Source organism: Rhodococcus sp. 1R11, from assembly GCF_004563845.1.
GTDB lineage: Bacteria > Actinomycetota > Actinomycetes > Mycobacteriales > Mycobacteriaceae > Rhodococcoides.
Window position 1 is genome coordinate 383,541 of sequence record NZ_SPNG01000002.1, and the last position, 24,616, is coordinate 408,156.

Below are 24,616 nucleotides of genomic sequence, written 5' to 3' on the forward strand. Positions count from 1 at the left end.
CAGCCGCGTGCATCATGGTGGTGCCGATCACGACGGCGACCGCCGATCCGGGCTTCGGTTCGGCTTCCGACGCGCAGGCGAAGCTGGCAGAGCTGTCTCGGGAATCGGAACAGACCAACGAGTCGCTGCACAACGCGCAGATGGATCTGGACGCTCGGGCTCGAGAGCAGCTCGATGCGCAGACCGCCGTCGATGCCAGCCGGGCGGCCCTCGACGCCGCCCAGTCGCAGCTCGCCCAGCTCAAACCCGCCATGGACAAGGTGGCCAACGTCAACTATCAGGGCGCTCGCACCAACCGGTTGTTCGCGGTCATGGTCAGTGACTCTCCCCAACAGTTGCTCGATCAGATGTCGGCCCTCGACGTCATCTCCGCCGAGACAGCCGGTCAGGTCGCCCAGTTCCAGCAGGCCAGCGCGGATGCATCCGCGGCAGAGCAGGCCGCGGCGACCGCCGCAGAACAGGCCAGAATCGCCGCCGAGCAAGCGAAAGCAGTCAGCGACGATCTGCAGGCAAAGCAGAGTGAACTGCAGGGCCAGATCGCCGAGGTCATGGCCGCGTACAGCGCGCTCTCCTCGTCCGAGCAGTTGGCCCTCGCGGGATCAGCGCTTCCGGAAGGTTTCGACCCGTCGACGATTCTGAAGAATTTGACGCCGGGCTCCGGTGCTAGTGCGTTGCAGGCCGGTCTCACACAGATCGGTAAGCCGTACGTCTGGGGAGCAACCGGCCCCGATGGTTTCGACTGCTCAGGGTTGGTCGTGTGGGCCTACAAACAGGTCGGAAAGACGTTGCCGCGGTCGAGTCAGGCTCAGGCTGCCGGCGGAACTCCCGTCGATCAGAAGGATCTGCAGCCGGGAGACGTCGTTCTGTTCTACCCGGACGCATCACACGTCGGTATCTACGCCGGTAACGGCAATGTCCTGCATGCCTCCACCTTCGGGGTACCGGTGAAGGTGCAATCGATGGCGTCGTTCCCGTACTACGGGGCCCGTCGATACTGAGTCTGCCCGGATCGACGACTGACGCCTGAATGAGCGGTACGGAACGGCCGTCCGTCGTCCACGCGCTCACCGCGTCGCGGCGGGCGCGATGGCTGGCAGTCCTGGTCGTTCTTGCGGTGGCGTCGACGCTGCTGCTGGTTTACCGTCACGACGGTCCCGCATCGGCAGCGGAGACCTCGAGCGCAGCGACTTCGTCCGATCGGTCGGCGGCGCAGAATCCGCCCACCTACGACGAGCAGCGCCGCGCCGAAGTCACAGAGCTGCTCGAGCGCTGGGCGTCTGCCGTCCGTTCCGGTGACGAATCGATGCTGCGTGGGTTGATGGATCCGCTGGCAGATCCGACGTTCGTGGATGCGCAGGTACGCCGGGCGACCGTCGTTGCGAGTGTCCCTTTTTCGGACTTCGGCTACGAGATCGGCGACGAGCCCGAGACCCCCGTGCCGTCGTCGATCGCCGAGCAGCTCGATGCCACCGATGTCTGGGCTCCGCCGGTGTACCTGCGTTATGCCGTGCAAGGCCCGGACGTATCGCCGACGCGTCGGCCGGTCTCGCTGGTGGTCGCCGAACGCGACGGCCAGTGGCGACTGGTCGACGATGCCGACCTGCCGGCCTACCGTCGCCACACCTGGCGCGGGCCGTGGGATTTCGGGCCGTTGACGGTGCGCTCGGTCGCCACTGCAGCCGGCACGTCGGTGGTGTTGGGACATCCCGACCGTCAGCAGTTCGTTTCGGATGTGGCCGCCGAGCTGCCCGCGGCGACCGCTGCGGTCACCGACTTCTGGGGGGCCGACTGGGCTCGGGACGGACTGGTGTTCGTCAGTTCGACGGCCGAGGAGTTCGACGAATCGACGGGTTCCTCGCCGTCGACGGACGTGGCAGCGGTGACCGTGTCCGACGCGGTAGCCGGCGGGTCGCGTCCGGCGGGTCAGCGGGTGGTGTTCGGTCCCGATGCCGCGTCGAGGCTGACTCCGTTCACTCTTCGTTCGGTGCTTCGGCACGAGTTGACTCATGTGGCGACGCGGGCGAAGACGGCGGAAGGCACCGCGTTGTGGGTGGCGGAGGGGTTCGCCGACTACTCCGGGTATCGCAGTTCGGGTGCCGACTTTCGGCAGCTCGCACCTACTCTGGCGTCGATCGTGGCTGCCGGCGGCCCGCCGACCGTGCTGCCCAAGGACGAGGATTTCGGTGCCGGCGGCACCCGCTCGAACGTGGCCTACGAGTCCGCCTGGTCGGTCTTCGCGTTCGTGGCAGACCGATTCGGCGAGTTGGTGTTGCGCAGGTTGTACGAGGCGTTGGCGTCCGAACGCGGGTCGGGCGGAGTCGTCGATGCAGCGATCACCTCGGTCCTGAGTCTGAGCCGAACCCAGTTCGTCGCGGAGTGGGGCAGCTGGGTGGCCGCTCGGTCACGCTGACGCTTGTGTCCCCGTCGTCGACACGAGCTGTCCGATCGGGAGCGCTACGGTTGTCGTCATGCGTCGTACTCTTCTGGTGACGAACGACTTTCCGCCCCGGCCCGGCGGAATCCAGTCCTATTTGCACAGCTTCGCCTCGCAGTTGCCCGCCGACGAGCTCGTGGTCTATGCGCCGCGGTGGCGCGGTGATTCGCACGTGAAGTTCGATGCGAGACAACCCTTCGAGGTGATCAGGCATCCGACCACGTTGATGCTGCCGACCCCGTTGGTGGCGCGGCGCGCAGCGCGCATCGTGAAGACCCGAGGGTGCGACTCGGTGTGGTTCGGTGCCGCGGCCCCGTTGGCGGTGATGTCGTCACACCTGCGCAGGGCCGGGGCCGATCGCATCGTGGCGAGCACGCACGGCCACGAGGTGGGTTGGTCGATGGTGCCCGGTGGTCGCGCGACGCTGCGCACCATCGGGGAGAACACCGACGTGGTGACCTATGTGAGCAAGTACACCCGGAGCCGGTTCAGCTCGGCGTTCGGGCCGTCGGCGGCACTCGAGCATCTACCGCCGGGGGTCGACACCGATCGCTTCGTGCCCGACGACGCCGCGAGGACGGAGTTACGGGCGCGGTACGGTCTCGGTGACCGACCTACGGTTCTGTGTTTGTCGCGGCTGGTGCCGCGCAAGGGCCAGGACTTTCTGATCCGGGCGCTACCGGAGGTCCGACGTTCGGTGGACGGGGCGGTTCTGGTGATCGTCGGCGGCGGTCCGTACGAGAACACGTTGCGCGAACTGGTTCGCTCCACCGGGATGGAGCAGCACGTGGTGTTCACCGGGACGGTGCCGTCGGCAGAACTGGCTGCCCACCACACGATCGCCGACGTGTTCGCGATGCCGAGCCGCACCCGAGGCGCGGGCCTCGACGTGGAGGGGCTCGGAATCGTCTACCTCGAGGCGTCGGCGTGTGGCGTTCCGGTGGTTGCCGGGATGTCCGGAGGCGCTCCGGAAGCAGTGCAGCACAACAAGACCGGGCTCGTCGTCGACGGGACTTCGGTATCGTCCATCGCCGACGCGATCGTGACGATTCTGTCCGATCGCACACTGGCGACGCAGATGGGCAACGCCGGTCGGGCATGGGTCGACGCGGAATGGCGCTGGGACGTGTTGACGGAAAAACTGCGCTCGCTGATCTGACAGGCCGGCCCGCTCGCTCGGCCGGCCCGGTCCAGGCGCTTCACCTCGCGTAGATTGCCTCGATCTCATCGGCGTACGACTTGGTGATGACATTGCGCTTGAGCTTCATCGTCGGCGTCAGTTCGCCGCTCTCCTCCGTGAAGTCATGGGGGAGCAGGCGGTACTTCTTGATGGATTCGGCGTGCGAGACCGACTTGTTGGCGTCGGCGACGGCGGCATCGATCTCGGCAACGAGATCGGGATCGGCCTGGAGATCCGCCGCGGTGGCGTCGGAGTTCTTGCCGTGGGCCGACTTCCACTTGTCGAACGCATCCGGATCGAGGGTGATGAGGGCACCGATGAAGGGCTTCTGGTCACCGACCACCACGGCCTGACTGATCAGTGCTCCGGCACGAAGGTGATCTTCGAGGCCCGCGGGGGAGACGTTCTTGCCGCCGGCGGTGACGATCAATTCCTTCTTGCGGCCGGAAATCGTGATGTATCCCTCCTCGTCGAGGGATCCGAGATCGCCGGTGCGGAACCACCCGTCGTCCAGGGATTCCGCGGTCGCCTTCTCGTTGCGCCAATACCCGTCGAACACAACGGGTCCGCGGAGTTGGATCTCACCGTCGTCGGCGATGCGGACGGTGTTCCCGGGTAGCGGGCGGCCGACGCTGCCCACATGTTGGAATCCGATGGTGTTCACCGCGAAAGCCGCAGTGGTTTCGGTCAGGCCGTAGCCCTCGTAGATGGTCACGCCGATGCCGCGGTAGAAGTGACCGAGTCGCGCGCCCAGTGGTGCGCCGCCCGAGATGGCGAGTTCGCATTTGCCGCCCAGAGCAGTGCGGAGCTTCCCGTAGACGAGCTTGTCGAACACGAAATGCTTGGCGCGCAACACCATCGATGGGCCACCGGAATCCTGCGCCTGGCTCCAGGCCACAGCGCACTCGGTCGCGAGGTCGAAGATCTTGCTCTTGCCGTCGCTGTGTGCTTTCTGCTTCGCCGTGTTGAAGACCTTCTCGAACACGCGCGGTACGGACAAAATGAAGTCCGGTCGAAACGTCCCGAAGGTTGCGACCAGATTGGGAATGTCGTTGGTGTGGCCGAGGGTGACTCCGGCATCGAACGACGCGATACTGACCGCGCGAGCCAGAACGTGCGCCAAAGGGAGGAACATCAACGTGCTGCGCCCCTGTGTCAGAAGCGCTTTCAGTGACGTCTGACGAATTCCGAGGGACTCCGCCAAGAGGTTCGCATGTGTCAGTTGCACACCTTTGGGGCGACCGGTGGTGCCCGAGGTGTAGATCAACGTGGCTGGATCGGACGAACGAAGTGCCGAAACACGTTCGTGCACAACGTCCTCTAGGACGTCGGTGCCATTGTCGATCAGAGCCTGCACTGCGCCGGTGCCGGCGGAGGTCTCGATGACGAACGTCCGGCGTACCGACGGTGCCGCAGCTACGACGGCTTCGGTCTCCCGAACGTGCGCGTCGTTCTCGAGAATCAACAGAACCGGCTCGGCGTCCTCGAGAATCCACTCGACCTGGCCCGCCGACGAGGTCTCGTAGATCGGCACGGTCACTCCGCCCGCGGCCCAGATCGCGTAGTCGATGACCGACCACTCGAATCGGGTGGACGACATGAGCGCGACGCGATCGCCCTGCTCGATACCTGCTGCGACGAGGCCTCTGGCCACGTCGACGACCAGTCGCTCGAATTCTGCGGCACCGACATCGGTCCATCGGCCGTCGTCGAGCCGACGGAACACCACGGCATCCGGCGACGTCCGAGCGCGGGCGAAGACGCTGTCGACAGCCGAGTCGGTGTCCGCGATGTCGTACTCGGCGGAAACAGTGAACTCGCGCACGGGATTACCTCCGGATCGAACGGGATGGAGAAAGTCGATAGCTCGGCTTCACAGATACTCTAGACCCGGGGCGCACGGTCCCGAATGTGCCTCGGCGGTCCTGGTCTCGGACCCGATATGTGAAGCTCTGACGATGAGCAGTATTCAAGTTGCGGATCAGACATTCGTGGCGGCGCCCGGTGCGGCGGTGGCGCACGCGTTCGCCTCGCCGGAGCGATGGCGGCGGTGGTGGCCGGACCTGTCGCTGACCGTGACCGAGGATCGCGGCGAGAAGGGCATTCGGTGGGCGGTGCGCGGCGGTGTCGTCGGAACGATGGAGCTGTGGCTCGAGCCCGTGCTCGACGGCGTGATCGTCCACTACTTCCTGCACGCCGATCCGGCCCGAGCACATGACTCTGCCACCGAGCAGCATGCGCGTCGGGTGGCCGGACGCGCCATGACTTTCGAGCTCAAGCGGGAGCTCGAGGCCGGGAGGTCAGCGGGCGAGGCACCCCACCACGTAGCGTCGAGTTCAGCTCCCGAATGAACCGCGCGGTACGGTCGGCCGGTTCGCGTTGTGCGTCGGCGGTTCGATCGTGTGAGATAGGCCTGCCGCGGGTTACACAGCAGGCAGCGAACGAAGCGGATCGAAGTACCCGAGAGGAAGCGGACCAGTAGTCATGGCGGAGAAAACCCAGAGGTCGATCGTCGTCGAAGCCCCACCGAGTCGGGTCATGGACGTCATCGCCGATTTCGACGCGTATCCCACGTGGGTGTCCGCCGCAAAATCCGTCGAGGTCCTCGAGGTCGGTGCGGACGGACGGGGAAGACGGGTCAAGTTCGTGCTGGATGCCGGAATGGTGAAAGACACGTACGAACTCGAGTACGACTGGGCGGCGGACGGTAATTCGGTGTCGTGGAATCTCGTCTCGGGGGAGATGCAGAAATCTCAGAACGGGTCGTACTCGCTGCGTGAGACCGGCAACGGCACCGATGTGACGTACGAGCTCACGGTCGATCTGAACATTCCGATGATCGGCCTGTTCAAGCGCAAAGCAGAGAAGGTCATCACCGACACTGCGCTCAAGGAATTGAAGAAGCGGGTCGAAGGCTGACCGACGCTCGCCCCGAACCCCGCACCACGGTATCGCTGTTCATCGGCAAAGGTGGCGCGGGGAAGACCACCTTGGCGTCTGCATCGGGTCTTGCGCTCGCGGCCTTGGGCCGGAAGGTGCTGATCGCCTCCCTCGACCAGGCGCACTCGCTCCGCGACGCCCTCGGCGCAGACGGTGACACCGACCAGGACTCGGGCATCGGAGCGGCTGCTCCGAACCTGGACGTCGTCGAGATCGATACCTCGCGGCTGCTCGAAGAGCGGTACCGCGGTCTCGGTTCGATGCTGTCGGTGGCCTCGGCAGGCCATGAACACGGCGTGAGTTTCGGCGCGATCGAGCCGGAGGAGCTGATGGGGTTCCCGGGTATCGAGGAGCTGCTGGGGCTACACGAGGTGTCCCGGCTCGTCGACGAACGGCGTTGGGACACAGTGATAGTCGATCTCCCGGCGTCGGGGGACGCGCTGCGAACACTCCAGCTGACCGACACCGTGTCGTCCTACGTCGAGCGCGTGTGGCCGCGCCACGATCGCATGGTCGCCGGCACCGGAACCGACGTGCGGCTCACGCTCGTGGTGGCCATGATCGAGCGGATCCTCGGACAGATCGAATCGGTCCGGGAGCTGATCACCGATCCGGACCGGACCGGCGCAACCGTGGTTGTGACCCCCGAGCACCTATCGATCATCGATGCGGAACGGACGATCTCCGCAGCGGCTCTGTTCGGCGTTCGGGTCGACCGACTGCTGGTGAACAGAATTCTTCCGGCCCTCAATTCCTCGTCGATCGGATTGGTCGGAGCTCATCCCGCAGTCTTCTGGTTCGAGCGATGGCGGGCTGCGCAGGTCGACGCAGTGGCCGAACTGCGACGACGCGTCGGCGCGGTACCGATCGTGGAGGTGGAGCACTGCGAAGTCGAACCGGTAGGGTTGGGCCCCTTGCAAGATGTGGCCGAGCGCCTGGCACCGGACTCCCTCGAACGACCTGCTTCGAGCCCGGCCGCTCGACCGTCGGTGGAACTCGAGTCGGGGAGCGGACTCGAATCCGTGTACGCGATGAGAATGCTGCTGCCGGTAGTCGATTCGACCACGTTGGGTCTGGGGCGAGTGGAGGACGACTTGATAGTGAGTGCCGACGGTAGGCGGCGACGCATCACGTTGGCGTCGGTACTGCGTCGGTGCATCGCTGATTCTGCGGAACTCGACGGACCGTTCCTGGTGGTTCGTTTCCGACCCGACCCCGATGTGTGGCCGCTGTGAGCGGCCGAGTTGTGACCGGAGAGATGCTGTGACGGCCGGGCATTCGGAGTTGGGGGCGGACCTACTGGCGTTGGCCGACACCGTCCTGACACGTCTCGAGCCCATTCTGCGCCGGGTTGCCGAGACTCAGCAGGACCGCGATCAGCAGGGCTGCAGCTGGTGCCCGGTGTGTGCGCTCGCGGCGCTGGTGCGCGGTGAACGGCACGATCTCGTCGAACTCGTCGCCTCCGAAGGGGCCGTAGTCGTAGCACTGCTGCGTCAGTTGTTGATCGACCACACTGCGCCGGGGACCGAACATGCCGCTACGCGCAGCAGCGAGCCCGGTGCCGAGTCGACCGCATCCGCTGCCGAGCGGGTCGCCGCCGCGGACGTGTCGGAGGACACCTCTGCGCCGTCCGCTCGTCGACCGGCGTTCGTACCGATTACCGTTCGGGTCAAGGAGTGACCATCGCCGTGCGGGGGACGGCCGAGGAAGGCATGAACGAATGAAGCGTCATCATCAGCGGTTGACGGTCGGGATCGACGTGGGCGGTACGAGCTTGCGCGCCTCCGTCGTCGACGCGGACGGTCAGGTGCTCGACTCGACTGCAGCACCCACGCCCCACACTGCTCGTGCACTCGAGCGTGGTCTCGACCGAGCCGTGCAGGAGCTGGCCGGCCGACACGACATCGCTGCCGTCGGTCTGGCGGTGGCGGGTTTCATCGATTCCGACCGCACGACGGTCCGGTTCGCCCCGCACCTGCCGTGGGTCGACACGCCGGTCGCAACCGAGATGAGCGAACGCATCGGACTACCGGTCCTGCTCGAACACGACGCCAATTCCGCAGCATGGGCGGAATACCGATTCGGAGCGGCATCGGGTGGCCGCAATGTGGTGATGGTGGCGATCGGAACGGGAATCGGTGCGGCGCTGCTGATCGACGGCCGAATCTATCGAGGGAGCCACGGGGTGGCCCCCGAACTCGGCCACATTCAGGTGGTGCCCGACGGACGAGCATGTCCCTGTGGGAAACGTGGGTGCTGGGAGCGGTATTGCAGCGGTACCGCACTGGTGGATACGGCGGTGGAGTTGCTGGCGGCAGACCCGTCGTCGTCGACGAGGTTGGCGCGTGAGGTCTTCCTCGATCCCGGCTCGTTGACCGGGCGTCGGATCGCGAGTGCCGCGCACGACGGTGACTCGATCGGCCGACGCACCATGGAGGATTTCGCCCACTGGCTCGGCGTCGGACTGTCGATGGTCAGCGATGTCTACGACCCCGACCTGATCGTGTTGGCCGGCGGTGTGGCCACCTCGTCGAGCCAATTTCTCGCTCGTGCCACGGACAAGTACGCCGAGCTCGTCACTGGCGCGGGTCACCGCCCGCTGGCACGCATTCGCAGCACCGAACTCGGTGAGGCCGCGGGGATGATCGGCGCGGCCGAGCTCGCGCGAGCGCAGTTCGTCACCACCGCGCGATGAGGGTTCGGGCCCACCCCGTGTGATGTCGCACGTCTCCTCCTCGCCGATGTGGCTGGTGTCATAAACCCTGGGTACAGTTCACTACGCGGCACGGTTCGAGAACGCACGGCCGCAGTCGGTTCGCTCCGCGCGAGCCGGCACACCATCGGTTGCCGACCATGATCAGGGAGCACGTCAATGTGGTACTGGCTGTTCAAATTCGTCATCGTGGGGCCCCTGCTCATCGCCCTGGGTCGGCCCACGATCGAGGGTGCGGAGAACATTCCGACGCACGGCCCGGTGATCCTGGCCAGCAACCACAAAGCGGTTCTCGACTCGTTCTATCTACCGCTCAAGACCCCGCGGCGCATCACCTTCCTCGCCAAGAGCGAGTACTTCACCGGCTCGGGACTCAAGGGCGCGTTTCAGAAGTGGTTCTTCACCGCGGTGGGTCAGGTGCCCATCGATCGGACCGGAGCCGACGCGGCGCAGGATGCACTCAACGCCGGGGTCCGTGTGATCGAAGCAGGCAAAGTGCTCGGTATCTACCCCGAAGGCACCCGGTCGCCCGACGGCCGGCTCTACAAGGGCAAGACCGGAATGGCGCGCCTGTCCTTGCAGACCGGTGTTCAGGTGGTGCCGGTCGCCATGATCGGTACCGAGAAGATGAACCCGATCGGTTCGCGCGTGTGGCGTCCGGCGAAGGTCACCATTCGCGTCGGCAAGCCCATCGACTTCTCCCGGTTCGAGGGAATGGCAGGCAACCGATTCGTCGAGCGCGCTGTCACCGACGAGGTGATGTACGACCTGATGCTGCTCTCGGGTCAGGAGTACGTCGACGTGTACGCAGCCTCGCTGAAGAAGGTTGCACCGTCCGAAGATTCGGCTTCCTCCGCGGGGCGTATCCCCGACTCGAAGGCCAGCTGACGACTGCGGTCAGCGAACCGCGGTGTCGCTTTCCTTCGGGGTGACCCGATGCGAGAGTCCGACGGCTGCGACGGCCACCACAGATGCCAGCGCCCACCACACATAGGCGGATGCGGCGAGCTGATCGACCAACGGCCAGTCGAGTCCGCTCCATCGACCTTCACCGAGTCTCCAGTGCGGTGCGTACACCAAGATTGCCAGTCCGACGGCAACCAGAGCGAGGAGCACAGCGCTTCGACGGCGGTAGCCGACAGCCGCGAGCGCCATGGTGAACGGTACTGCCCACACCCAGTGGTGTGACCAGGAGACCGGCGAGACCAACAGGCCGAACATCGCGTTCACGGTCAGCGCCAGGGCGACCTCACCGGCTGCGAACGCTTTTCGCATCGCGATTCCCGCAACGAGCAGTACCCCTACCGACAGCGCGATCCACAGAATCGAACGGGGGAGCTCGTCCATTCCGAGGCGGGCCAGAACGCCCGTGATGGACTGATTCGCCGGGTACGCCGGGCCGCCGATCCGATCGGAATCGATGATCGTCTCGGTCCAGTACTTCACCGAGTCCGACCACGTCAGCGCAAACCCGATCGCCGTGAACACCGCGAAGCTCAGTGCCGACACCACCGCAGCGCGAAAGTCCCTGCGCAGCAAGAAGAACAAGACGAAGACTGCGGGCGTCAGTTTGACGGCGGCGACCAGACCGATCAGCACACCCCGAGGCCATGGCGTCTTCTTCGGCAAACAATCGAGCGCGACGAACATCATCAGAACGATGTTGATCTGCCCGTAGTTCAACGTGGACGTGACCGGCTCCAGTACGAGGACGGACACCGCGAACACCGCGCCAGCACCCCACCACACGAGCGTGCGAGGGCGAACTCCCAACGAGATCAGAGTGAGCACAACGGTCGCCAGCAACGCGAGCATGGACAACGACGTCACCGTCATCGACGCGGCGTAGAGCGAGACCTTCGAGAGCGGGCTGAACAGAGCGGCGGCAATCGGGGGATACGTGAACGGCAACGTGGTACCGGTCGCGATGGGAGGAAGCTGGCCGTACAGATCCCCGCCCCGAGCGAACACCTCACCGCCGAGCCGATAGACATCGAGATCCAGTCGGTAATGCTCACCCAACGTTCGCAGCCCGGGAAACCCGTTGAGATGGAAGAGCACACCGACCGCCGCCGCGAAGACAACGACGACCCTGCTCGACGCCACCGCCCAACGCGGCCACCGGCGTCGCGTCGGGCCGGCAGGCTCCGATGCTTCGGCGACCGGACGGTTGGTGTCGGACGAAGTCACAACGTTCCCTTTCAGGGCTTGTTCGGCTCGGTTCTGCGGTGCGTGGGGGACGTGCCGGAGCACGCGCTAGGGTGAGCCGCGTGCGCTACTTCTACGACACAGAGTTCATCGAGGATGGTCGCACAATCGAGTTGGTCTCGATCGGTGTGGTGTCGGAGGACGGTCGCGAGTTCTATGCGGTGTCCTCCGAGTTCGACCCCGAGCGGGCGGGCCGGTGGGTCCGGCGCAACGTCTTACCCAAGCTGCCACCGTACTCGTCGCCGTTGTGGATGAGCCGATCCCGAATTCGCGACGAACTGCTCGAATTCCTCGTTCCGCACTACGGTGCCGAGGTCGAATTGTGGGCATGGGTGGCGGCGTACGACCACGTGGCGCTCTGCCAGCTGTGGGGATCGATGACCGAGTTGCCGCGGTCCCTGCCTCGATTCACCCGTGAGCTCCGTCAGCACTGGGAGGATCGCGGCAGTCCCGAGCTTCCCTCGGTGCCCGACGACGCGCACGATGCGCTCGCCGACGCGCGCCACAACCTGGCCAAGTTCCAGGCGATCGAGGAGTACTCGCACCGCGGGTGAACACCCGTTGTCCTGCGGCGACGGCGGTACGAATATCCTGTAGCGGTGAACTGGACTGTCGACGTACCCATCGATCGCTTGCCCGACCTGCCGCCGCTGTCCCCGACGCTGCGCACTCGATTGGACGATGCGTTGGCCAAGCCTGCTGCGCAGCAGCCGCAGTGGGATCCCGAGCAGGCCGGCGAGATGCGCAAGGTGCTCGAGAGCGTTCCGCCGATCACTGTCGCAGGTGAGGTCGAGGCGCTGTCGGACAAGCTCGCGGCCGTCGCCCGCGGCGAGGCGTTCCTGCTTCAGGGTGGCGACTGCGCCGAGACGTTCGTCGACAACACCGAACCGCACATCAAGGGCAACATTCGCACGCTGCTGCAGATGGCCGTCGTGCTCACCTACGGGGCGAGTATGCCGGTGGTCAAGGTCGCGCGTATCGCCGGCCAGTACGCCAAGCCTCGCTCGTCGAACATCGATGCGCTCGGCCTCCAGTCCTACCGCGGCGACATGATCAATTCGCTGGTGGCCGACGAGAGCGTGCGCGGCCACGATCCGTCACGGCTGGTGCGCGCCTACGCCAACGCGAGTGCGGCCATGAACCTGGTTCGGGCACTGACCGGAGCCGGGATGGCGGACCTGCACAAGGTGCACGACTGGAACCGTGAATTCGTCGCGCAGTCACCCGCCGGAGCCCGCTACGAGGCGCTGGCCGGAGAGATCGACCGCGGCCTGCGGTTCATGGATGCCTGTGGCGTCTCCGACCCCAATCTGCACACCGCCCAGATCTTCGCGAGCCACGAAGCGCTCGTCCTCGACTACGAGCGCGCGATGCTGCGGCTCGACAACACCGACGATCACCCCAAGCTCTACGACCTGTCGGCTCACTTCCTGTGGATCGGCGACCGCACTCGCCAGCTCGACGGCGCGCACATCGCACTCGCCGAACTGATCTCCAACCCGATCGGGCTCAAGATCGGACCCACGACGACCCCCGAGATGGCCGTCGAATACGTCGAGCGCCTCGACCCGACCAACAAGCCGGGCCGCCTGACGCTGATCTCGCGGATGGGCAACGGCAAGGTTCGCGACATCCTGCCCGGCATCATCGAAAAGGTGCAGGCCACCGGACACCAGGTGATCTGGCAGTGCGACCCGATGCACGGCAATACTCACGAGGCGTCCACCGGGTACAAGACACGGCATTTCGACCGCATCGTCGACGAGGTGCAGGGCTTCTTCGAGGTACACAACGGCCTCGGCACCCATCCGGGCGGAATCCACGTCGAACTGACCGGTGACGACGTCACCGAATGCCTCGGCGGAGCCCAGGACATCTCCGATCTCGACCTCGCCGGTCGGTACGAAACTGCCTGCGACCCGAGACTGAACACTCAGCAGAGCATCGAGCTGGCATTCCTCGTCGCCGAGATGCTCCGCGGCTGATCGACGGCACCGCCCTGGCAGGTTCAGGGCAGGGAGACGACCATGACCTCGGAGTCCGGTTCCACCCGTGAACCGGCTCCGGGGCTCTGCGAGATGACCAACGAGCCGTCCGTGTCGACCACCTGACGAACATCGATCGTCAGTCCCAGCGAATCCAGAGTCGTGCGTGCGGATCCCACCGAACGGCCGAGGAGCGACGGCACGGTGACCGCGGTCGACACGTCGAGGACGGCGGTGGTACCGGACTTGACCGTCTGGCCGGCCTTCGGATTCGTGCCGATCGCTTTACCGCCGTCGGTGTCCTCGTCGAACGTCTCGCGGATCTCGTCGACGGTGATGCCGACCGATTCGAGCGTCGTCCGTGCTTGGTCGACGCTCTGCCCGCGGACGTCGGGAACCTGCACCGGCGGTGCACCTTTGCTGCGCAGCACGGTGACTGCGGCACCGGTGTTCAACACCGTTCCCGGCGGGGGATCGAGCGCCGCCACGCCGCCGATCGGTGCAGTGGTGCTGAATGCCTCGCCGCCGTCGACCGGGGTGAAGGTTCTCTCGCGCAACTGCTGCTGCATGTCTTCGACGGAGGCGTCGGAGTCGATGGAGGGGACGGTCGGGCTGCCCAGCGAGACCAGCAGGAACACGGTGTCGCCCTTGGCGATTCGGGATCCGCCGACGGGATCGGTGCCTATGAGCAGATCGGTCGAGACGGTGTCGGAGTACGTTCCCCGAACCGTTGCTTCCAAGCCCGACGCTTCGATCGCGCTCGTGGCACCCGTGGTGTCGAGACCGCCGACCATCGGGACCGCGGTGTATCGGCCCGAGCCCATCCACCAGCCGCCGAAGCCGACCAACACGGCCAACAGCGCAACGACCACCAACCAGACGACGATGGCCCGACGGGACCGTTGGCGATCGGCGGCGAAGTCGGGAAATTCGTAGTGTCGACGACCCAGGGGCGCCGCCGGCTGCGGGTCGTCCGGCTGCGGCTCGTACTCGATTTCCCGGGATGTCGGTGACGTGACCACTCGGGTGTGGTGCACACCGTCGGGCGGCGGTACCGGGGGAGCACTCTGCACCACCTGGGTGCGGGTGGGCGGCTGTCGATCACCGGCGACTGTCGTCGGTGCGCCCGCAGCCGCCGAGCTCAGGTGCTGCGCCGAACGCTGGGGAGCGGGCACCCGATACGCGGGAAGTGCCAGCGCCGACGCGGCAGTGCGCAGCGCGCGGGCCATGTCGTCGGCGTTGCGGTATCGGTGTTCCGGGTCGCGGACGGTGGCGTGTTGGACCACGTCGTCGAACTGTGGTGGCACGCCTGCGATGAGGGTCGACGGGAGCGGTACGTCGTTGTCGATGCGCTGGTAGGCGATGGACAGAGATGTGTCGCCGGTGAACGGGGTGCGTCCGGTGAGTAGCTCGAACAGTACGACTCCGACGCCGTAGACGTCGCTGCTCGCGGAGGCGGAGCCGGTGGTGACCTGTTCGGGAGACAGATACGCGGCCGTGCCCAGAATCACACTGCTCGAGGTGACGGTGGATGCGGCGACGGCTCGGACCAGCCCGAAGTCGGCGATCTTGACGTCTCCGTCGTCGCTGATCAGGATGTTCTCCGGTTTGATGTCTCGGTGCACCAGACCGGCGCGGTGTGCGACGGCGAGAGCCTCGAGCACGGGGCGAACCACGGCGACTGCGGCGTGCGGCGGCATGGGCCCGCGCTCCCGGAGCAGCTCGCGCAGTGTTCCGCCCTCGACGAGCTCCATGACCAAGAATGCGTGATCGCCGTCCCGCCCGTGGTCGTACACGGCCACCAGCCCCGGGTGGCTCAGCCTGGCAACCGCGCGTGCCTCGAACTCGAATCGCTGAACGAACTGCGGGTCCTCGGCGAACTTCGGATCCATGATCTTCACCGCGACAGGTCGATCGAGTCTGGTGTCGAGTCCGCGGTAGACCGTCGACATTCCGCCCCGTGCGATCGGTGCGTCTATTCGATATCGACGATCGAGCATCGAACCCGGTATCACCGAACCTCCCCTCGTCGTCCTCGATGTGTCCGCGCGAAATCCGGACGCCTGACGACGATGGTATCGGCGCCGTGGGTACTCACCGACGATCGTGGTTCGTGTCTTCGGTCTCCGTGGCTGGCCGCGTCACTTTTGAAGTCTGGACGCCGGACCCGTTAACGTTACCCGCGTGAGTGCCATTCCCTACGCCGACGACGTGCTCGATCCGTCGGTTTCTCTGCTGCAGTTCGCCGATGTCGCCAAGATCCTCGACGTCCCCAAGACGCGCGTCGAGCAGCTCGTGCGGGATCGTCAGCTGTTGGCTCTCAAGCGTTCCCGCGTCCCCGGTGTCCCCGAACTGTTCTTCGACACGACGAAGGGCGAAATCGTCAAGGGTCTGCCCGGCCTGCTGGCGGTGCTGCACGACGGCGGCTACGAGGACGAAGAGATTCTGCGGTGGTTGTTCGCCGAGGACGACAGTCTGCCCGGCACCCCGGTCGCAGCGTTGCACGGTGACCTGATGCGCGAAGTGATCAGACGCGCTCAGGCAATGGCCTTCTGACAGCCCGAACCCCACGGGGAAAGCATCGTCAGCGGACCGTGGCGCGCTTCCAGCCGGTGACGGCGAACTGCGGCAGCGCGACGCGTGCGCGAGTCCACTGCGGCACGGTTGCGCGCTGGGAGAGCACCCGGTAGCCCTGCGCCTCGACCTCGTCGAGAATACGGCCGTAGAGAACGGACGCCGTTCGCATGGACGGACGCACTCGCGGATCCAGCATGTCGATCCCGGCGTCCGACGTCCGGTAGATCGACCGGGTGACGGCGATCATGTGGGCAAGGGCGCGGGTGACTCGGGCATCGACCGAGCCGGTGGTCCGGCACCACCGCAACAGATCCTCGTCGACCCCGAACGCGTCCAGTTCGTCGGTCGGAAGATAGATGCGGTCGCGGTCGAGGTCCTCACCCATGTCGCGGACGAAGTTGGTCAGCTGAAACGCCTCGCCCAACGCCGCAGCCGACGGCTCCGCTTCGGCTCGCGGAACCACAGTTCCGAGGATCGGCAACATCTGCAGTCCGATCACTGCGGCCGATCCGTACATGTACTCGTTCAACTGCTCCATCGTTCGGTACCGCGAGACGAACATCGCGCTGCCCGGGATGTCCATGCGCATGGAATGCATGAACGCGAAGAAGTAGTCGTGGGGAATGTCGTACCGAGCGACCGTGTCGCACAATGCGCTCAACACCTGATCGGATGTGCTGTCGGACAAAGGTTTTCCGGCCAAGGCATCGCGCACCCGGGATTCGATGATGTCGAGTTCGACAATTCTGCGGGCATTGAGTTCGTCCGAACCGACCGCGATGTCGGTGCCTTCGAGGTCGACGATGTCGTCGACCATACGAGCGAAACCGTACAGAGCGTGCACGGCTGCGCGCTTGTCGACGGGCAACAGTCTGGTGGCCAGAAAGTAGGTCTTGCCGTGCTGGGCGTTCAGTTCGCGGCAGATGCGATACGCCTCGTGCAGAGCAGGATCGATGTCGGTCAGTTCTCTCGATACGCGGGCACTCATGGCGCGGGACCTCACGGTGTGGCGTCGTCTTCGGTGGAGACTGGCGCGGTCTTGGGGGCGTTGGGTACGGCACGGTGTTCCCGGGAGCGGTCCGATCGCAAACGCAACGGGTCGACTCGGGTCAGCGCGAGCGCGGCAACGACTGCAGCGAAGACTGCGAGGGCCACGTGCACGAACGTGTACAGGCCTATGGATCCGTCGGGTTGGAACACCAGCATCAGCCAGGTCGACAGGCCGGTGAGAACCATCAGCGTTCGGCGGGACAACGCAAAGCCGGCCGCGATCGCCAACGGCCAGGAGTAGTACCAGGGCAGCGCGGCGGGGGAGAGAACGACAGTGGCGACGAGAGCAATAAGGATGCCCTTGACCGCGTCCCGCTCGGATCGGCGGCCCAACCACCACGCCCCGGCCAGGATGACCACCAAGGCGATCGCACACAGCAGCCGGGTGACGTCGAGAACCGGTCCGAGACGCAGATCGAGGAACCACGAGGTGCTGACGGTCACCAGATGCGCGAGGATCGTGGGCAGTGACAGCCAGTTGATGATCTTCGCCGAGCCGGACAACGCCGTGAGCCAGCCGATGCCGACTCCGGCGACCACAGACGCGACGGCGAACACCGCGACGAAGACGGCCGCTCCGATGCCCGCGGTCTTCGTGAACGCCAGAATCGGTGCCGGCGGTGTGCGGCCTTCCTCGCGCGCCTTGTCTCGGAGGTGCAGCATCCAGATCCACACCAGGAACGGCAGAGCGAGACCGGCAGTTGCCTTGATGGCCACGGCGATCGCCACCAGTGCGATGCCGGCCACGTGGCGACGCTCGAGCGCGAGCACGATGCCCGCGGTCATCAGGCCGACCATGAGCAACTCGTTGTGCACTCCGCCGATGAGGTGGATCAGCACCAGGGGATTGAGCACGGCGAGCCACACCGCCGTCGTGGCGCGCCCACCCAGGTGGGTGGCCAGTCGCGGGACGGCCCACATCATCAGAGCGAGCCCGGGAAGCATGGTCAGGCGAAGCAGCATGGTTCCGGCGATCACATTGTCACCGGTCAGGCTCGTGATGCCGCGACCGAGGAGTAGGAACAGAGGCCCGTACGGGGCAGTGGTCGTGGTCCACACGTTGCTGACGTTGTCGAGCAGGATTCCCGGATTGGCCACGGGCCCAACGGCATACGGGTCGAAGCCGTCCCGTAGCAACGCGCCTTGAGCGAGGTACGAGTAAGCGTCGCGGCTGAACATCGGCACCGACAGCAACAGCGGTGCCGTCCAGGCGGGAACGATCCACCGGAGCTCGCCCACCGTGGTGCGGCCGTGCAGCGTGGCTCGGCCGAGCCGAACCCAGGCGGTGATCATCAACAGCACACCGGCCCAGACGATGACGGTCGACAACACGAAGCCGTGGCCGAATCGCAGCCACGACAGATGCATCTCTTCGAGCAACGGGTCACGACGGCGCACGCTGCCCGCGCCGAATCCACCGAACATGATGCAGACCGCACCGAGAACCCCGAGGATCGCTGCTTTGCCTTCGGGGCTTCGCAGGAAGTTTCCGGTGTTCGTCAGTCTCGACGGATGCCGCGCAGGCACCGGTGCAGACCCGTCCGACGAGCGCCCTTCGGAGGTGGAGTGCGACGAAACCGAAGACATTGCCGCCTGCTCCTCCTCTGCTGCGAGTCGTGTGTGTCGAGATGTGGCTCCGTGCCGACGCGTTATCGCCGGCGGCCGAAGGATCATGGTCGCAGCAAAGATCGCGACCGGCAAACGATCGCGCTCAGCTTAGTTGGTCGACGCAGTCGATCGGACGAACCTACCGCCCTCGCGGCCCTGTCACTCGTTCTGCGGCCAGCTTGCCCGAGACCAGGACGGTCGGCACGCCCACACCCGGAGTGGTTCCGGAGCCGGCGAGAACCACGTTGTCGAGGCCGGCGACCATGTTCTTTCTCCGGAACGGCCCGGTCTGCCGGAAGACGTGCGCGGACGAGAACGGCGAGCCCGACAACATGCCTTTGTCCGCCCACGTCTGCGGTGTGTCGATGTGATCGAGCACGAAAGCGTCGGCGAGTCCGGTGTATCCGCGGCCCTCGAGCGTCGCCAGAATCTCACGAAGGTACGGCTGAGCCAGTTCGGCCCAGGCGAGGGGAGCACTGTCGAGGTTGGGGCACGGGGCGAGAATCGAGACCGGCTCGCTGCGCACCCCGTCGCGCACGACCTCGAGGCCAGAATCGCTCACCGACGGCCGCGTGATCAGCAGTGACGGATCGGCCATCAGGGATCCTTTGCCGGCGCGGGCGGTGATCCGGCGAAAGGTCTCGGCCCATTCGTCCCCGAAGTCGATGGTGTGGTGCGCCCGCGCAGGCCACGACGCCGTGAGTTCGAGCGGAACCGTTCCGTGGGCCACGACGGCGGACGGCGACACGACGCCGTACCCGTTGCGCCTGCCCTTCTTCGACACCGAGGCGCGATCGAGCAGGCGATCGACGACGGGCAAGTCGGCGGTGAGAATCATTGCGTCGCATGCGATTCGACGTCCCTCGGCGGTGAGGACAGCATCGGCACGGCCACGGTCGACGGTGATGTCGACGATGTCGGTGCCCAGTTCGAGCGTGCCGCCCGCCGTCACGAACGCGTCGGCCATGGCGCGGCCGATAGCGGCCATGCCTCCCTCGGGGAAGAACACCCCGAGGGAGGTGTCCATGTGTGCGATCGCACCGTAGACGGCGAGTGCCTTCTGCGGTGCCATGCCGGCGTAGAGGGCCTGGAAGGTGAACACTCGGCGCAGTCGGGTGTCCTTCAGGAAACGATCGACTCGTGGCCCGAGGCGACCGAAGCCGCCCAGCTTCGTCAGCGTTGCGGTATCGGTGATGGCGGCCTTGGATCCCACGAGGTCCAGCGGCGAATCGAAGTTCGAGTCGATGAACCGGTCGAATTCGGCGTCGAAGATGTCGGCGAGCCAGCGCCTAAGATCGCGGTAGCCCTGCGCCTCGGCGGTACCGCAGGTCCGCTCGACCTCGGCGGCCATGGCCTCCGGGTCCGAGTAGACGTCGATGGACGTGCCGTCGGCGTACCGCGTGTGGTACGACGGCGACAGGGACGTCAGCCGAATCGGCGGCGTCGTGGACTCGAAGTCCGCACCCACAGCAGCCAACGCCTCGAGCACCAGGTTCGGCATCGTGAGCACGCTCGCACCGTTGTCGATGTCGTAGAGATGCGTTCCGTTCGAGTCGGTCACCGGATACACCCCCACCCGGCCGCCCACGGTTTCGTCACGCTCGACGATCGTGACCTTCTTGCCCGCGCCCAGCAGGTGGAGCCCCGCGGCCAGGCCGGCCAATCCAGCTCCCACGACGACGACCGAGTCGGTGCGGCCGGGAACGGTTCGGATCGTAGACATGACGCTCTCTTTCAGTACTGCCGTTGGATGGCGGCGGTGGCCATGGCGCGAAGGTGTTCGGCGGCGATCGGGTCGATCGAACTGTCGTCCAGCGCCGCAACGGCCCGGGTGCCCAGTTCGTCGATCTGCCGTTCGACGGCGTCGACGGCACCCAGTTCGGTGAGTATCGATCGGATGTCGGCGACCTCGCTCTCGCTGAGCTCGGTACCGAGACTGGCTCGAATCTTCGCCGCGTGATCGGGACGGCTCGCGTCGGCTTGCTGCAAGGCCACGGCGATGAGCACCGTGCGCTTGCCCTCGGTGATGTCGTCACCCGACGGTTTGCCGGTGATCTCGGGGTCGCCGAACACGCCGAGCAGGTCGTCGCGTAGCTGGAAGGCAATGCCGATGTCCGCACCGAAGCTGCGGTACGCAGCAGTCAGTGGTTCGCCGGCCCCGGCAAGAACGGCACCGAGGTGCATGGGGCGTTCGACCGTGTAAGCGGCGGTCTTGTACCGGTTGACGCGCATGGCTGCCGCGACGCTCTCGTCCGTGCCGGCTTCGGCCTCGATGTCGAGGAGTTGACCGCCGAGCACCTCGGTGCGCATCGCGGACCACACAGGCTGCGCCCGCCGCGCCGCGTCCGTGTCGATACCCGACTCGCGCAGCATGTCGTCGGCCCAGCACAGCGCCAGGTCGCCGACGAGAACTGCAGCGGAGACCCCGAAGTGATCCGCCGAGCCCGACCACCCCGCATCGCGATGTCGCTGAGCGAAGCCGACATGCACGGTCGGGAAGCCCCGGCGGGTGCGGGACGAGTCGATGATGTCGTCGTGGATCAATGCGCAGGCCTGGATCAACTCGAGGGCCGAGCACGCACGCAGTACTGCGTCGGCGCGGTCTCCGGTGGGCTCACCGCCCGCGCCGAGCCACGCGGTCCACGCGAATGCCGGGCGCATTCGCTTACCGCCGCGTAGTACGAAGGCCTCGAGGTCGGCCACTGCGGCCGGGTAGCCACCGCCGACGCTGTCGACGACCGCACGACGCGAGGCGAAGAACTCCGCGAGCTTCGCGTCGACGGAGTCCCGCAGCGACGTGGTATTCACAGACACAGAGTTGGTGGGCGCGGACAGGTCTCCGGACAGGACGATCCTCCAAGGTCTTCGTGGGAAAGACGCGTTACAGTCCCACAGTAATAGCCACCCGAACCCGGCACCGACGAGCAGCGAACAACGCCGTCGGGGGATGCCCGGCGGGCCGGCGGTGCAGCGCAACCTATGATCTTCGAGTGAGCGAAGATTCCGTCAGGGGGCGGTCGAGCCGAGGATTCGTGACGAGGACGCCGTCGATCGTCGACCGATTGCGGACCGAACCCGAAGCGAGGATCCCGTTCTCCGTCGAGTTCTCGCCCCCGCGCGACGAGGCCGCCGAGGCCAGGTTGTGGCGAGCAGTGCGAGAGTTCGAGCAACTCCAGCCTGCGTTCGTGTCGATGACGTACGGCGCAGGTGGGTCCACCCGCGATCGAACGGTGCGCGTCACCGGCCAGATCGCCGAGGAGACGACTCTGCTGCCAGTGGCACATCTCACTGCGGTGTCGCACAGTGTCGCCGAGTTGCGCTCGATGGTCGGGTCGTACGCCGACCGCGGCATCACCAACATCCTCGTTCTTCGCGGAGACCCCCCGGGAGATCCTCTCGGCGAGTGGGAGAAGCACCCCGAGGGAGTCGAGTACGCGGAAGAACTGGTTCGTATGGTCCGCGAACTGGGCGACTTTCACGTCGGAGTGGCGTCGTTCCCGGAAGGCCATCACCGCGCCGACGATCTCGAGCAGGACACCAGGTGCCTCGTCGGGAAGCTTCGTGCGGGAGCGGAGTATTCGATCACGCAGATGTTCTTCGACGTGGACGACTACCTGCGGCTGCGTGATCGCGTCAGCGCATACGACCCCGAACAGGGTGCCAAGCCGATCATCCCCGAGATCATGCCCATCACCTCGCTGCGTTCGGTGCGCCGGATGCTCGAGCTCTCGGGCACGACATTGCCGTCGCATCTGGACGAGAAGTTCACTCGCGCAGCAGGATCCGGAGCCGAGGAAGACAAGGCCGCGGTTCGCGAGGTGGGTATCGAGCTCGCCACGAACATCGGCGAGCGACTCATCGCCGAAGGTGCGCCCGGCCTGCACTTCATCACATTGAATTTCGCGCGCGCGACACGTGAGGTCCTGAGCAACCTGGGGCTGGCAGCCGCGCGCGTCTGACCTGTGATCGGCGTTACGACGTCGGAATCGGACGCGACTTCCAGCTCAGCGCGCCGCGGCGTCGTCGCACGTGGGATTCCGCAGCGAGCCCGACGAAGGCGAGAATCGACAGCGGGTGCACCGCGGCGTCGACGACGTCGCGAGCGCCGAATCGGGGTCCCGACTCGCGCCGACGAGATGCAACGCGCGATACGGTCCCGGCGAGGTAACCGACGAGACCCAGTCGCCGCGTCGAACCAGAACCGATGACTGCCGCGACCGGCGGCAACAGGTAGACCGTACCCAGCGCAAGGGCAGCCGTGGCCGAACCGACGGGTCCACCGAACTCGTTCCACAGCCACCGGCTGTAACCCGCCCGGACATCTGCGGCCGAGCGGTACATCCGGCACCGCACGAACCCGGCACCGGAGGCAACCGACGTCGAGAACCCGCGTCGACGCAGGACACGCGCCATGTCCAGATCCTCGGTGGCACTCGACGCGACGCAACTGTGGCCGCCGACGACGCGATACGCGGCGGCATCGAACGCCATGAACTGCCCACAGGCGACGGCCATCGACGGCAGCAGCGTCGCATTGCCCACCGGCACGGGCAGCGTCGACATCCACGACCACGCGAGCAGTGGTTGGACGAGTCGTTCGGCGAGACCACCCGCCACCTGCTCGGGCCAGGGGCACAGCAAAGCATCGCCGCGGCGACGCAACCTTCTGGCAGCGGCGGCGACGGCATCGGGTTCGAGCCTCACATCGGCATCGACGAACACGATGATCGTCGTATCCACGTCGACCGAGTCGGCCAGCTCGGCGCACGCGGCGGCTTTACCCGTCCACCCGGGCGGCGGCGACGCGTGGGAGGTCACGACGCGGAATCGCGGATCGCCGTTCGCCGCGGTGACGGCAGCGGCTGCCGTTCCGTCCGTCGAATCGTCGTCGAGGACGACGACCTTCAGGTCGGTACAGAATCGCTGACGCGTGAGATCGCCGATCAACGCAGGCAGCGTATCGACCTCGTTGCGCGCGGGGATGCACACTGCGACCCGTTCGGTGACGTCGCGGCTCGGTCGACGCAAACCCGGCACGAACAGCGCATTGAACACCGCGACGACAGCGGAGGCGGAGGCGAGAACGGCCGTCGCCCGGGTCGCTCGGGTCAGGACCGTCATTCGGCGAGATCCGTCGTTCGGGACGAAATCGGTTCGATCACACCGACGTTCGGTCGCTCGAATCGCCCGTCGCGGCGCGCTTACGACGGTTGCCCAACGGTGGGTTCCGCGACACCCAGGCCATGGCACCGACGATGGCGGCCACCCCGACGGTCACGCCGCCCACGATGCCCGCCCAGCCGGCGAAGCTACGAGTGTTGGGGTCCGGGTAGTTGACCTCGGCACGCACCGAGGTGACTTCGCCTGCCGGCAGCTTCCACGAGATCGAGTTGTCGCTCTCGCGAGTGCCGTTGGTGGTCCCGATACGGGCCGGAAACGCAATCGTGAACTGCACGTCGGACCCCTGGACCGGTACCGTCGACAGGTCGGCGTTACCGGCGAGCGTCACGGTGTCGCCCGAACGCTGCAGGGTCAGCTGAAACGATCCGGCCGCGTTCTGGAAGATCGAGCCGAGTGTCTGGACATCACCGAACGAGAGGTCGTCGAAGATGGCCTGCGACCCGACGTACCCGTCCTGGTTGTACGGCTCGACGCGAACCTTGTCCTCGATCGAGGAGGGCACCACGAGTTCGGGGCCGGTGTCGGTGTCGGAGGTGGGGACCGTCGCCGCGACGATCTGACCCGCCACCCGGTCGTTGGCCGACACACCCATCGTGACCTGGACTCGCAAGCAGCCGGCCAGCATCGGCGCGAGCAGCAACGTCAGGGCGAGCACCGAGAGAACTCGGCGTCGGCGGGTTCGAGCGGATGTTCGTGATGTCGACTGCACAGCGACATCGTGCCAGGGCATCACGCCGGTG

22 protein-coding genes are annotated in these 24,616 nt (G+C 66.1%); 13 read left to right on the top strand and 9 right to left on the bottom strand.

What is annotated here, in order from left to right:
* The first annotated feature begins 14 nt into the window (after positions 1 to 14).
* The 3 genes from E4P29_RS05055 to E4P29_RS05065 are packed head-to-tail and all read left to right on the top strand — an operon-like array spanning position 15 to position 3,593.
* Entirely contained in the window at positions 15 to 998 is a 984-nt protein-coding gene (locus E4P29_RS05055; RefSeq protein ID WP_135042749.1) for an NlpC/P60 family protein, read from the top strand.
* Between the two features lie 29 nt (positions 999 to 1,027).
* Entirely contained in the window at positions 1,028 to 2,410 is a 1,383-nt protein-coding gene (locus E4P29_RS05060) for a hypothetical protein (protein ID WP_135042457.1), read from the top strand.
* 58 nt (positions 2,411 to 2,468) lie between these two features.
* Positions 2,469 to 3,593, top strand: a complete 1,125-nt coding sequence (locus tag E4P29_RS05065; protein ID WP_135042458.1) for a glycosyltransferase family 4 protein — start codon at positions 2,469 to 2,471, stop codon at positions 3,591 to 3,593.
* A gap of 40 nt (positions 3,594 to 3,633) precedes the next feature.
* On the opposite strand, the gene E4P29_RS05070 is transcribed toward E4P29_RS05065, so the two are convergent.
* Positions 3,634 to 5,439: a long-chain fatty acid--CoA ligase gene (locus E4P29_RS05070; RefSeq protein WP_135042459.1), complete on the bottom strand. Its 1,806-nt coding sequence runs from the start codon at positions 5,437 to 5,439 to the stop codon at positions 3,634 to 3,636.
* Positions 5,440 to 5,572: 133 nt separating this feature from the next.
* Here E4P29_RS05070 and E4P29_RS05075 point away from each other — a divergent pair, with 133 nt between their 5' ends.
* The 6 genes from E4P29_RS05075 (at position 5,573) to E4P29_RS05100 (ending at position 10,155) form a co-directional block, all read left to right on the top strand.
* The gene (locus E4P29_RS05075) at positions 5,573 to 5,965 is read left to right on the top strand and encodes a polyketide cyclase / dehydrase and lipid transport (RefSeq protein ID WP_135042461.1); all 393 of its coding nucleotides are present in this window, start codon (positions 5,573 to 5,575) and stop codon (positions 5,963 to 5,965) included.
* 133 nt (positions 5,966 to 6,098) lie between these two features.
* On the top strand, positions 6,099 to 6,533 hold the full coding sequence (locus E4P29_RS05080) for an SRPBCC family protein (RefSeq protein WP_135042464.1): 435 nt from the start codon (positions 6,099 to 6,101) through the stop codon (positions 6,531 to 6,533).
* Positions 6,534 to 6,574: 41 nt separating this feature from the next.
* Positions 6,575 to 7,789, top strand: a complete 1,215-nt coding sequence (locus E4P29_RS05085; protein ID WP_280634526.1) for an ArsA family ATPase — start codon at positions 6,575 to 6,577, stop codon at positions 7,787 to 7,789.
* A 28-nt stretch (positions 7,790 to 7,817) separates the two neighbouring features.
* On the top strand, positions 7,818 to 8,234 hold the full coding sequence (locus tag E4P29_RS05090; protein ID WP_135042468.1) for a hypothetical protein: 417 nt from the start codon (positions 7,818 to 7,820) through the stop codon (positions 8,232 to 8,234).
* Positions 8,235 to 8,274: 40 nt separating this feature from the next.
* A complete protein-coding gene (locus E4P29_RS05095; protein ID WP_027497367.1) occupies positions 8,275 to 9,249 on the top strand; it encodes an ROK family protein in 975 nt (324 codons plus the stop codon).
* A gap of 177 nt (positions 9,250 to 9,426) precedes the next feature.
* Positions 9,427 to 10,155: a lysophospholipid acyltransferase family protein gene (locus E4P29_RS05100; protein ID WP_135042470.1), complete on the top strand. Its 729-nt coding sequence runs from the start codon at positions 9,427 to 9,429 to the stop codon at positions 10,153 to 10,155.
* Between the two features lie 9 nt (positions 10,156 to 10,164).
* Here the strand turns inward: E4P29_RS05100 and E4P29_RS05105 are convergent, their stop codons facing one another.
* The gene (locus E4P29_RS05105) at positions 10,165 to 11,373 is read right to left on the bottom strand and encodes a glycosyltransferase 87 family protein (RefSeq protein WP_135042751.1); all 1,209 of its coding nucleotides are present in this window, start codon (positions 11,371 to 11,373) and stop codon (positions 10,165 to 10,167) included.
* Positions 11,374 to 11,537: 164 nt separating this feature from the next.
* Here E4P29_RS05105 and E4P29_RS05110 point away from each other — a divergent pair, with 164 nt between their 5' ends.
* Positions 11,538 to 12,029 carry a polyadenylate-specific 3'-exoribonuclease AS gene (locus tag E4P29_RS05110; protein ID WP_032379547.1) on the top strand — a complete coding sequence of 164 codons (492 nt, stop codon included), beginning with the start codon at positions 11,538 to 11,540 and terminating at the stop codon, positions 12,027 to 12,029.
* A gap of 45 nt (positions 12,030 to 12,074) precedes the next feature.
* Positions 12,075 to 13,460, top strand: coding sequence for a 3-deoxy-7-phosphoheptulonate synthase class II (locus tag E4P29_RS05115; RefSeq protein WP_032406704.1), 1,386 nt, complete (start codon positions 12,075 to 12,077; stop codon positions 13,458 to 13,460).
* Between the two features lie 23 nt (positions 13,461 to 13,483).
* Here E4P29_RS05115 and pknB read toward each other — a convergent pair whose 3' ends face one another.
* The gene (pknB, locus tag E4P29_RS05120) at positions 13,484 to 15,460 is read right to left on the bottom strand and encodes a Stk1 family PASTA domain-containing Ser/Thr kinase (protein WP_135042753.1); all 1,977 of its coding nucleotides are present in this window, start codon (positions 15,458 to 15,460) and stop codon (positions 13,484 to 13,486) included.
* Positions 15,461 to 15,644: 184 nt separating this feature from the next.
* Here pknB and E4P29_RS05125 point away from each other — a divergent pair, with 184 nt between their 5' ends.
* On the top strand, positions 15,645 to 16,016 hold the full coding sequence (locus tag E4P29_RS05125; RefSeq protein ID WP_135042472.1) for an Rv2175c family DNA-binding protein: 372 nt from the start codon (positions 15,645 to 15,647) through the stop codon (positions 16,014 to 16,016).
* Between the two features lie 28 nt (positions 16,017 to 16,044).
* Here E4P29_RS05125 and E4P29_RS05130 read toward each other — a convergent pair whose 3' ends face one another.
* From E4P29_RS05130 to E4P29_RS05145, 4 genes are all read right to left on the bottom strand, one after another.
* Positions 16,045 to 17,025, bottom strand: a complete 981-nt coding sequence (locus tag E4P29_RS05130; protein ID WP_135042474.1) for a phytoene/squalene synthase family protein — start codon at positions 17,023 to 17,025, stop codon at positions 16,045 to 16,047.
* A gap of 11 nt (positions 17,026 to 17,036) precedes the next feature.
* Positions 17,037 to 18,674 carry an alpha-(1->6)-mannopyranosyltransferase A gene (locus E4P29_RS05135; protein ID WP_135042476.1) on the bottom strand — a complete coding sequence of 546 codons (1,638 nt, stop codon included), beginning with the start codon at positions 18,672 to 18,674 and terminating at the stop codon, positions 17,037 to 17,039.
* Between the two features lie 160 nt (positions 18,675 to 18,834).
* Complete coding sequence (gene crtI, locus E4P29_RS05140; RefSeq protein WP_209205304.1) at positions 18,835 to 20,418, bottom strand: phytoene desaturase family protein; 1,584 nt, start codon at positions 20,416 to 20,418, stop codon at positions 18,835 to 18,837.
* 11 nt (positions 20,419 to 20,429) lie between these two features.
* A complete protein-coding gene (locus E4P29_RS05145) occupies positions 20,430 to 21,503 on the bottom strand; it encodes a polyprenyl synthetase family protein (RefSeq protein ID WP_245154165.1) in 1,074 nt (357 codons plus the stop codon).
* 224 nt (positions 21,504 to 21,727) lie between these two features.
* Between E4P29_RS05145 and metF the strand changes: the two genes are divergently transcribed.
* A complete protein-coding gene (metF, locus tag E4P29_RS05150) occupies positions 21,728 to 22,654 on the top strand; it encodes a methylenetetrahydrofolate reductase [NAD(P)H] (RefSeq protein ID WP_032368108.1) in 927 nt (308 codons plus the stop codon).
* Positions 22,655 to 22,667: 13 nt separating this feature from the next.
* Here the strand turns inward: metF and E4P29_RS05155 are convergent, their stop codons facing one another.
* Together E4P29_RS05155 and E4P29_RS05160 are read right to left on the bottom strand one after the other, a co-directional pair.
* Complete coding sequence (locus E4P29_RS05155; RefSeq protein ID WP_135042478.1) at positions 22,668 to 23,816, bottom strand: glycosyltransferase family 2 protein; 1,149 nt, start codon at positions 23,814 to 23,816, stop codon at positions 22,668 to 22,670.
* A 37-nt stretch (positions 23,817 to 23,853) separates the two neighbouring features.
* On the bottom strand, positions 23,854 to 24,606 hold the full coding sequence (locus E4P29_RS05160) for a DUF3153 domain-containing protein (RefSeq protein WP_209205305.1): 753 nt from the start codon (positions 24,604 to 24,606) through the stop codon (positions 23,854 to 23,856).
* Between the last annotated feature and the right edge of the window lie 10 nt (positions 24,607 to 24,616).

Excerpts from the sequence above, each read along its gene's own strand:
- E4P29_RS05055 (WP_135042749.1), top strand. The coding sequence starts at position 15 with ATGGTGGTGCCGATCACGACGGCGACCGCCGATCCGGGCTTCGGTTCG.
- E4P29_RS05095 (WP_027497367.1), top strand. The coding sequence starts at position 8,275 with ATGAAGCGTCATCATCAGCGGTTGACGGTCGGGATCGACGTGGGCGGT.
- crtI (WP_209205304.1), bottom strand. The coding sequence starts at position 20,418 with ATGTCTACGATCCGAACCGTTCCCGGCCGCACCGACTCGGTCGTCGTC.
- E4P29_RS05075 (WP_135042461.1), top strand. The coding sequence starts at position 5,573 with ATGAGCAGTATTCAAGTTGCGGATCAGACATTCGTGGCGGCGCCCGGT.
- E4P29_RS05155 (WP_135042478.1), bottom strand. The coding sequence starts at position 23,816 with ATGACGGTCCTGACCCGAGCGACCCGGGCGACGGCCGTTCTCGCCTCC.
- E4P29_RS05100 (WP_135042470.1), top strand. The coding sequence starts at position 9,427 with ATGTGGTACTGGCTGTTCAAATTCGTCATCGTGGGGCCCCTGCTCATC.
- E4P29_RS05160 (WP_209205305.1), bottom strand. The coding sequence starts at position 24,606 with ATGCCCTGGCACGATGTCGCTGTGCAGTCGACATCACGAACATCCGCT.
- E4P29_RS05130 (WP_135042474.1), bottom strand. The coding sequence starts at position 17,025 with ATGAGTGCCCGCGTATCGAGAGAACTGACCGACATCGATCCTGCTCTG.
- E4P29_RS05080 (WP_135042464.1), top strand. The coding sequence starts at position 6,099 with ATGGCGGAGAAAACCCAGAGGTCGATCGTCGTCGAAGCCCCACCGAGT.
- pknB (WP_135042753.1), bottom strand. The coding sequence starts at position 15,460 with ATGCTCGATCGTCGATATCGAATAGACGCACCGATCGCACGGGGCGGA.
- E4P29_RS05135 (WP_135042476.1), bottom strand. The coding sequence starts at position 18,674 with ATGTCTTCGGTTTCGTCGCACTCCACCTCCGAAGGGCGCTCGTCGGAC.
- E4P29_RS05060 (WP_135042457.1), top strand. The coding sequence starts at position 1,028 with ATGAGCGGTACGGAACGGCCGTCCGTCGTCCACGCGCTCACCGCGTCG.
- E4P29_RS05065 (WP_135042458.1), top strand. The coding sequence starts at position 2,469 with ATGCGTCGTACTCTTCTGGTGACGAACGACTTTCCGCCCCGGCCCGGC.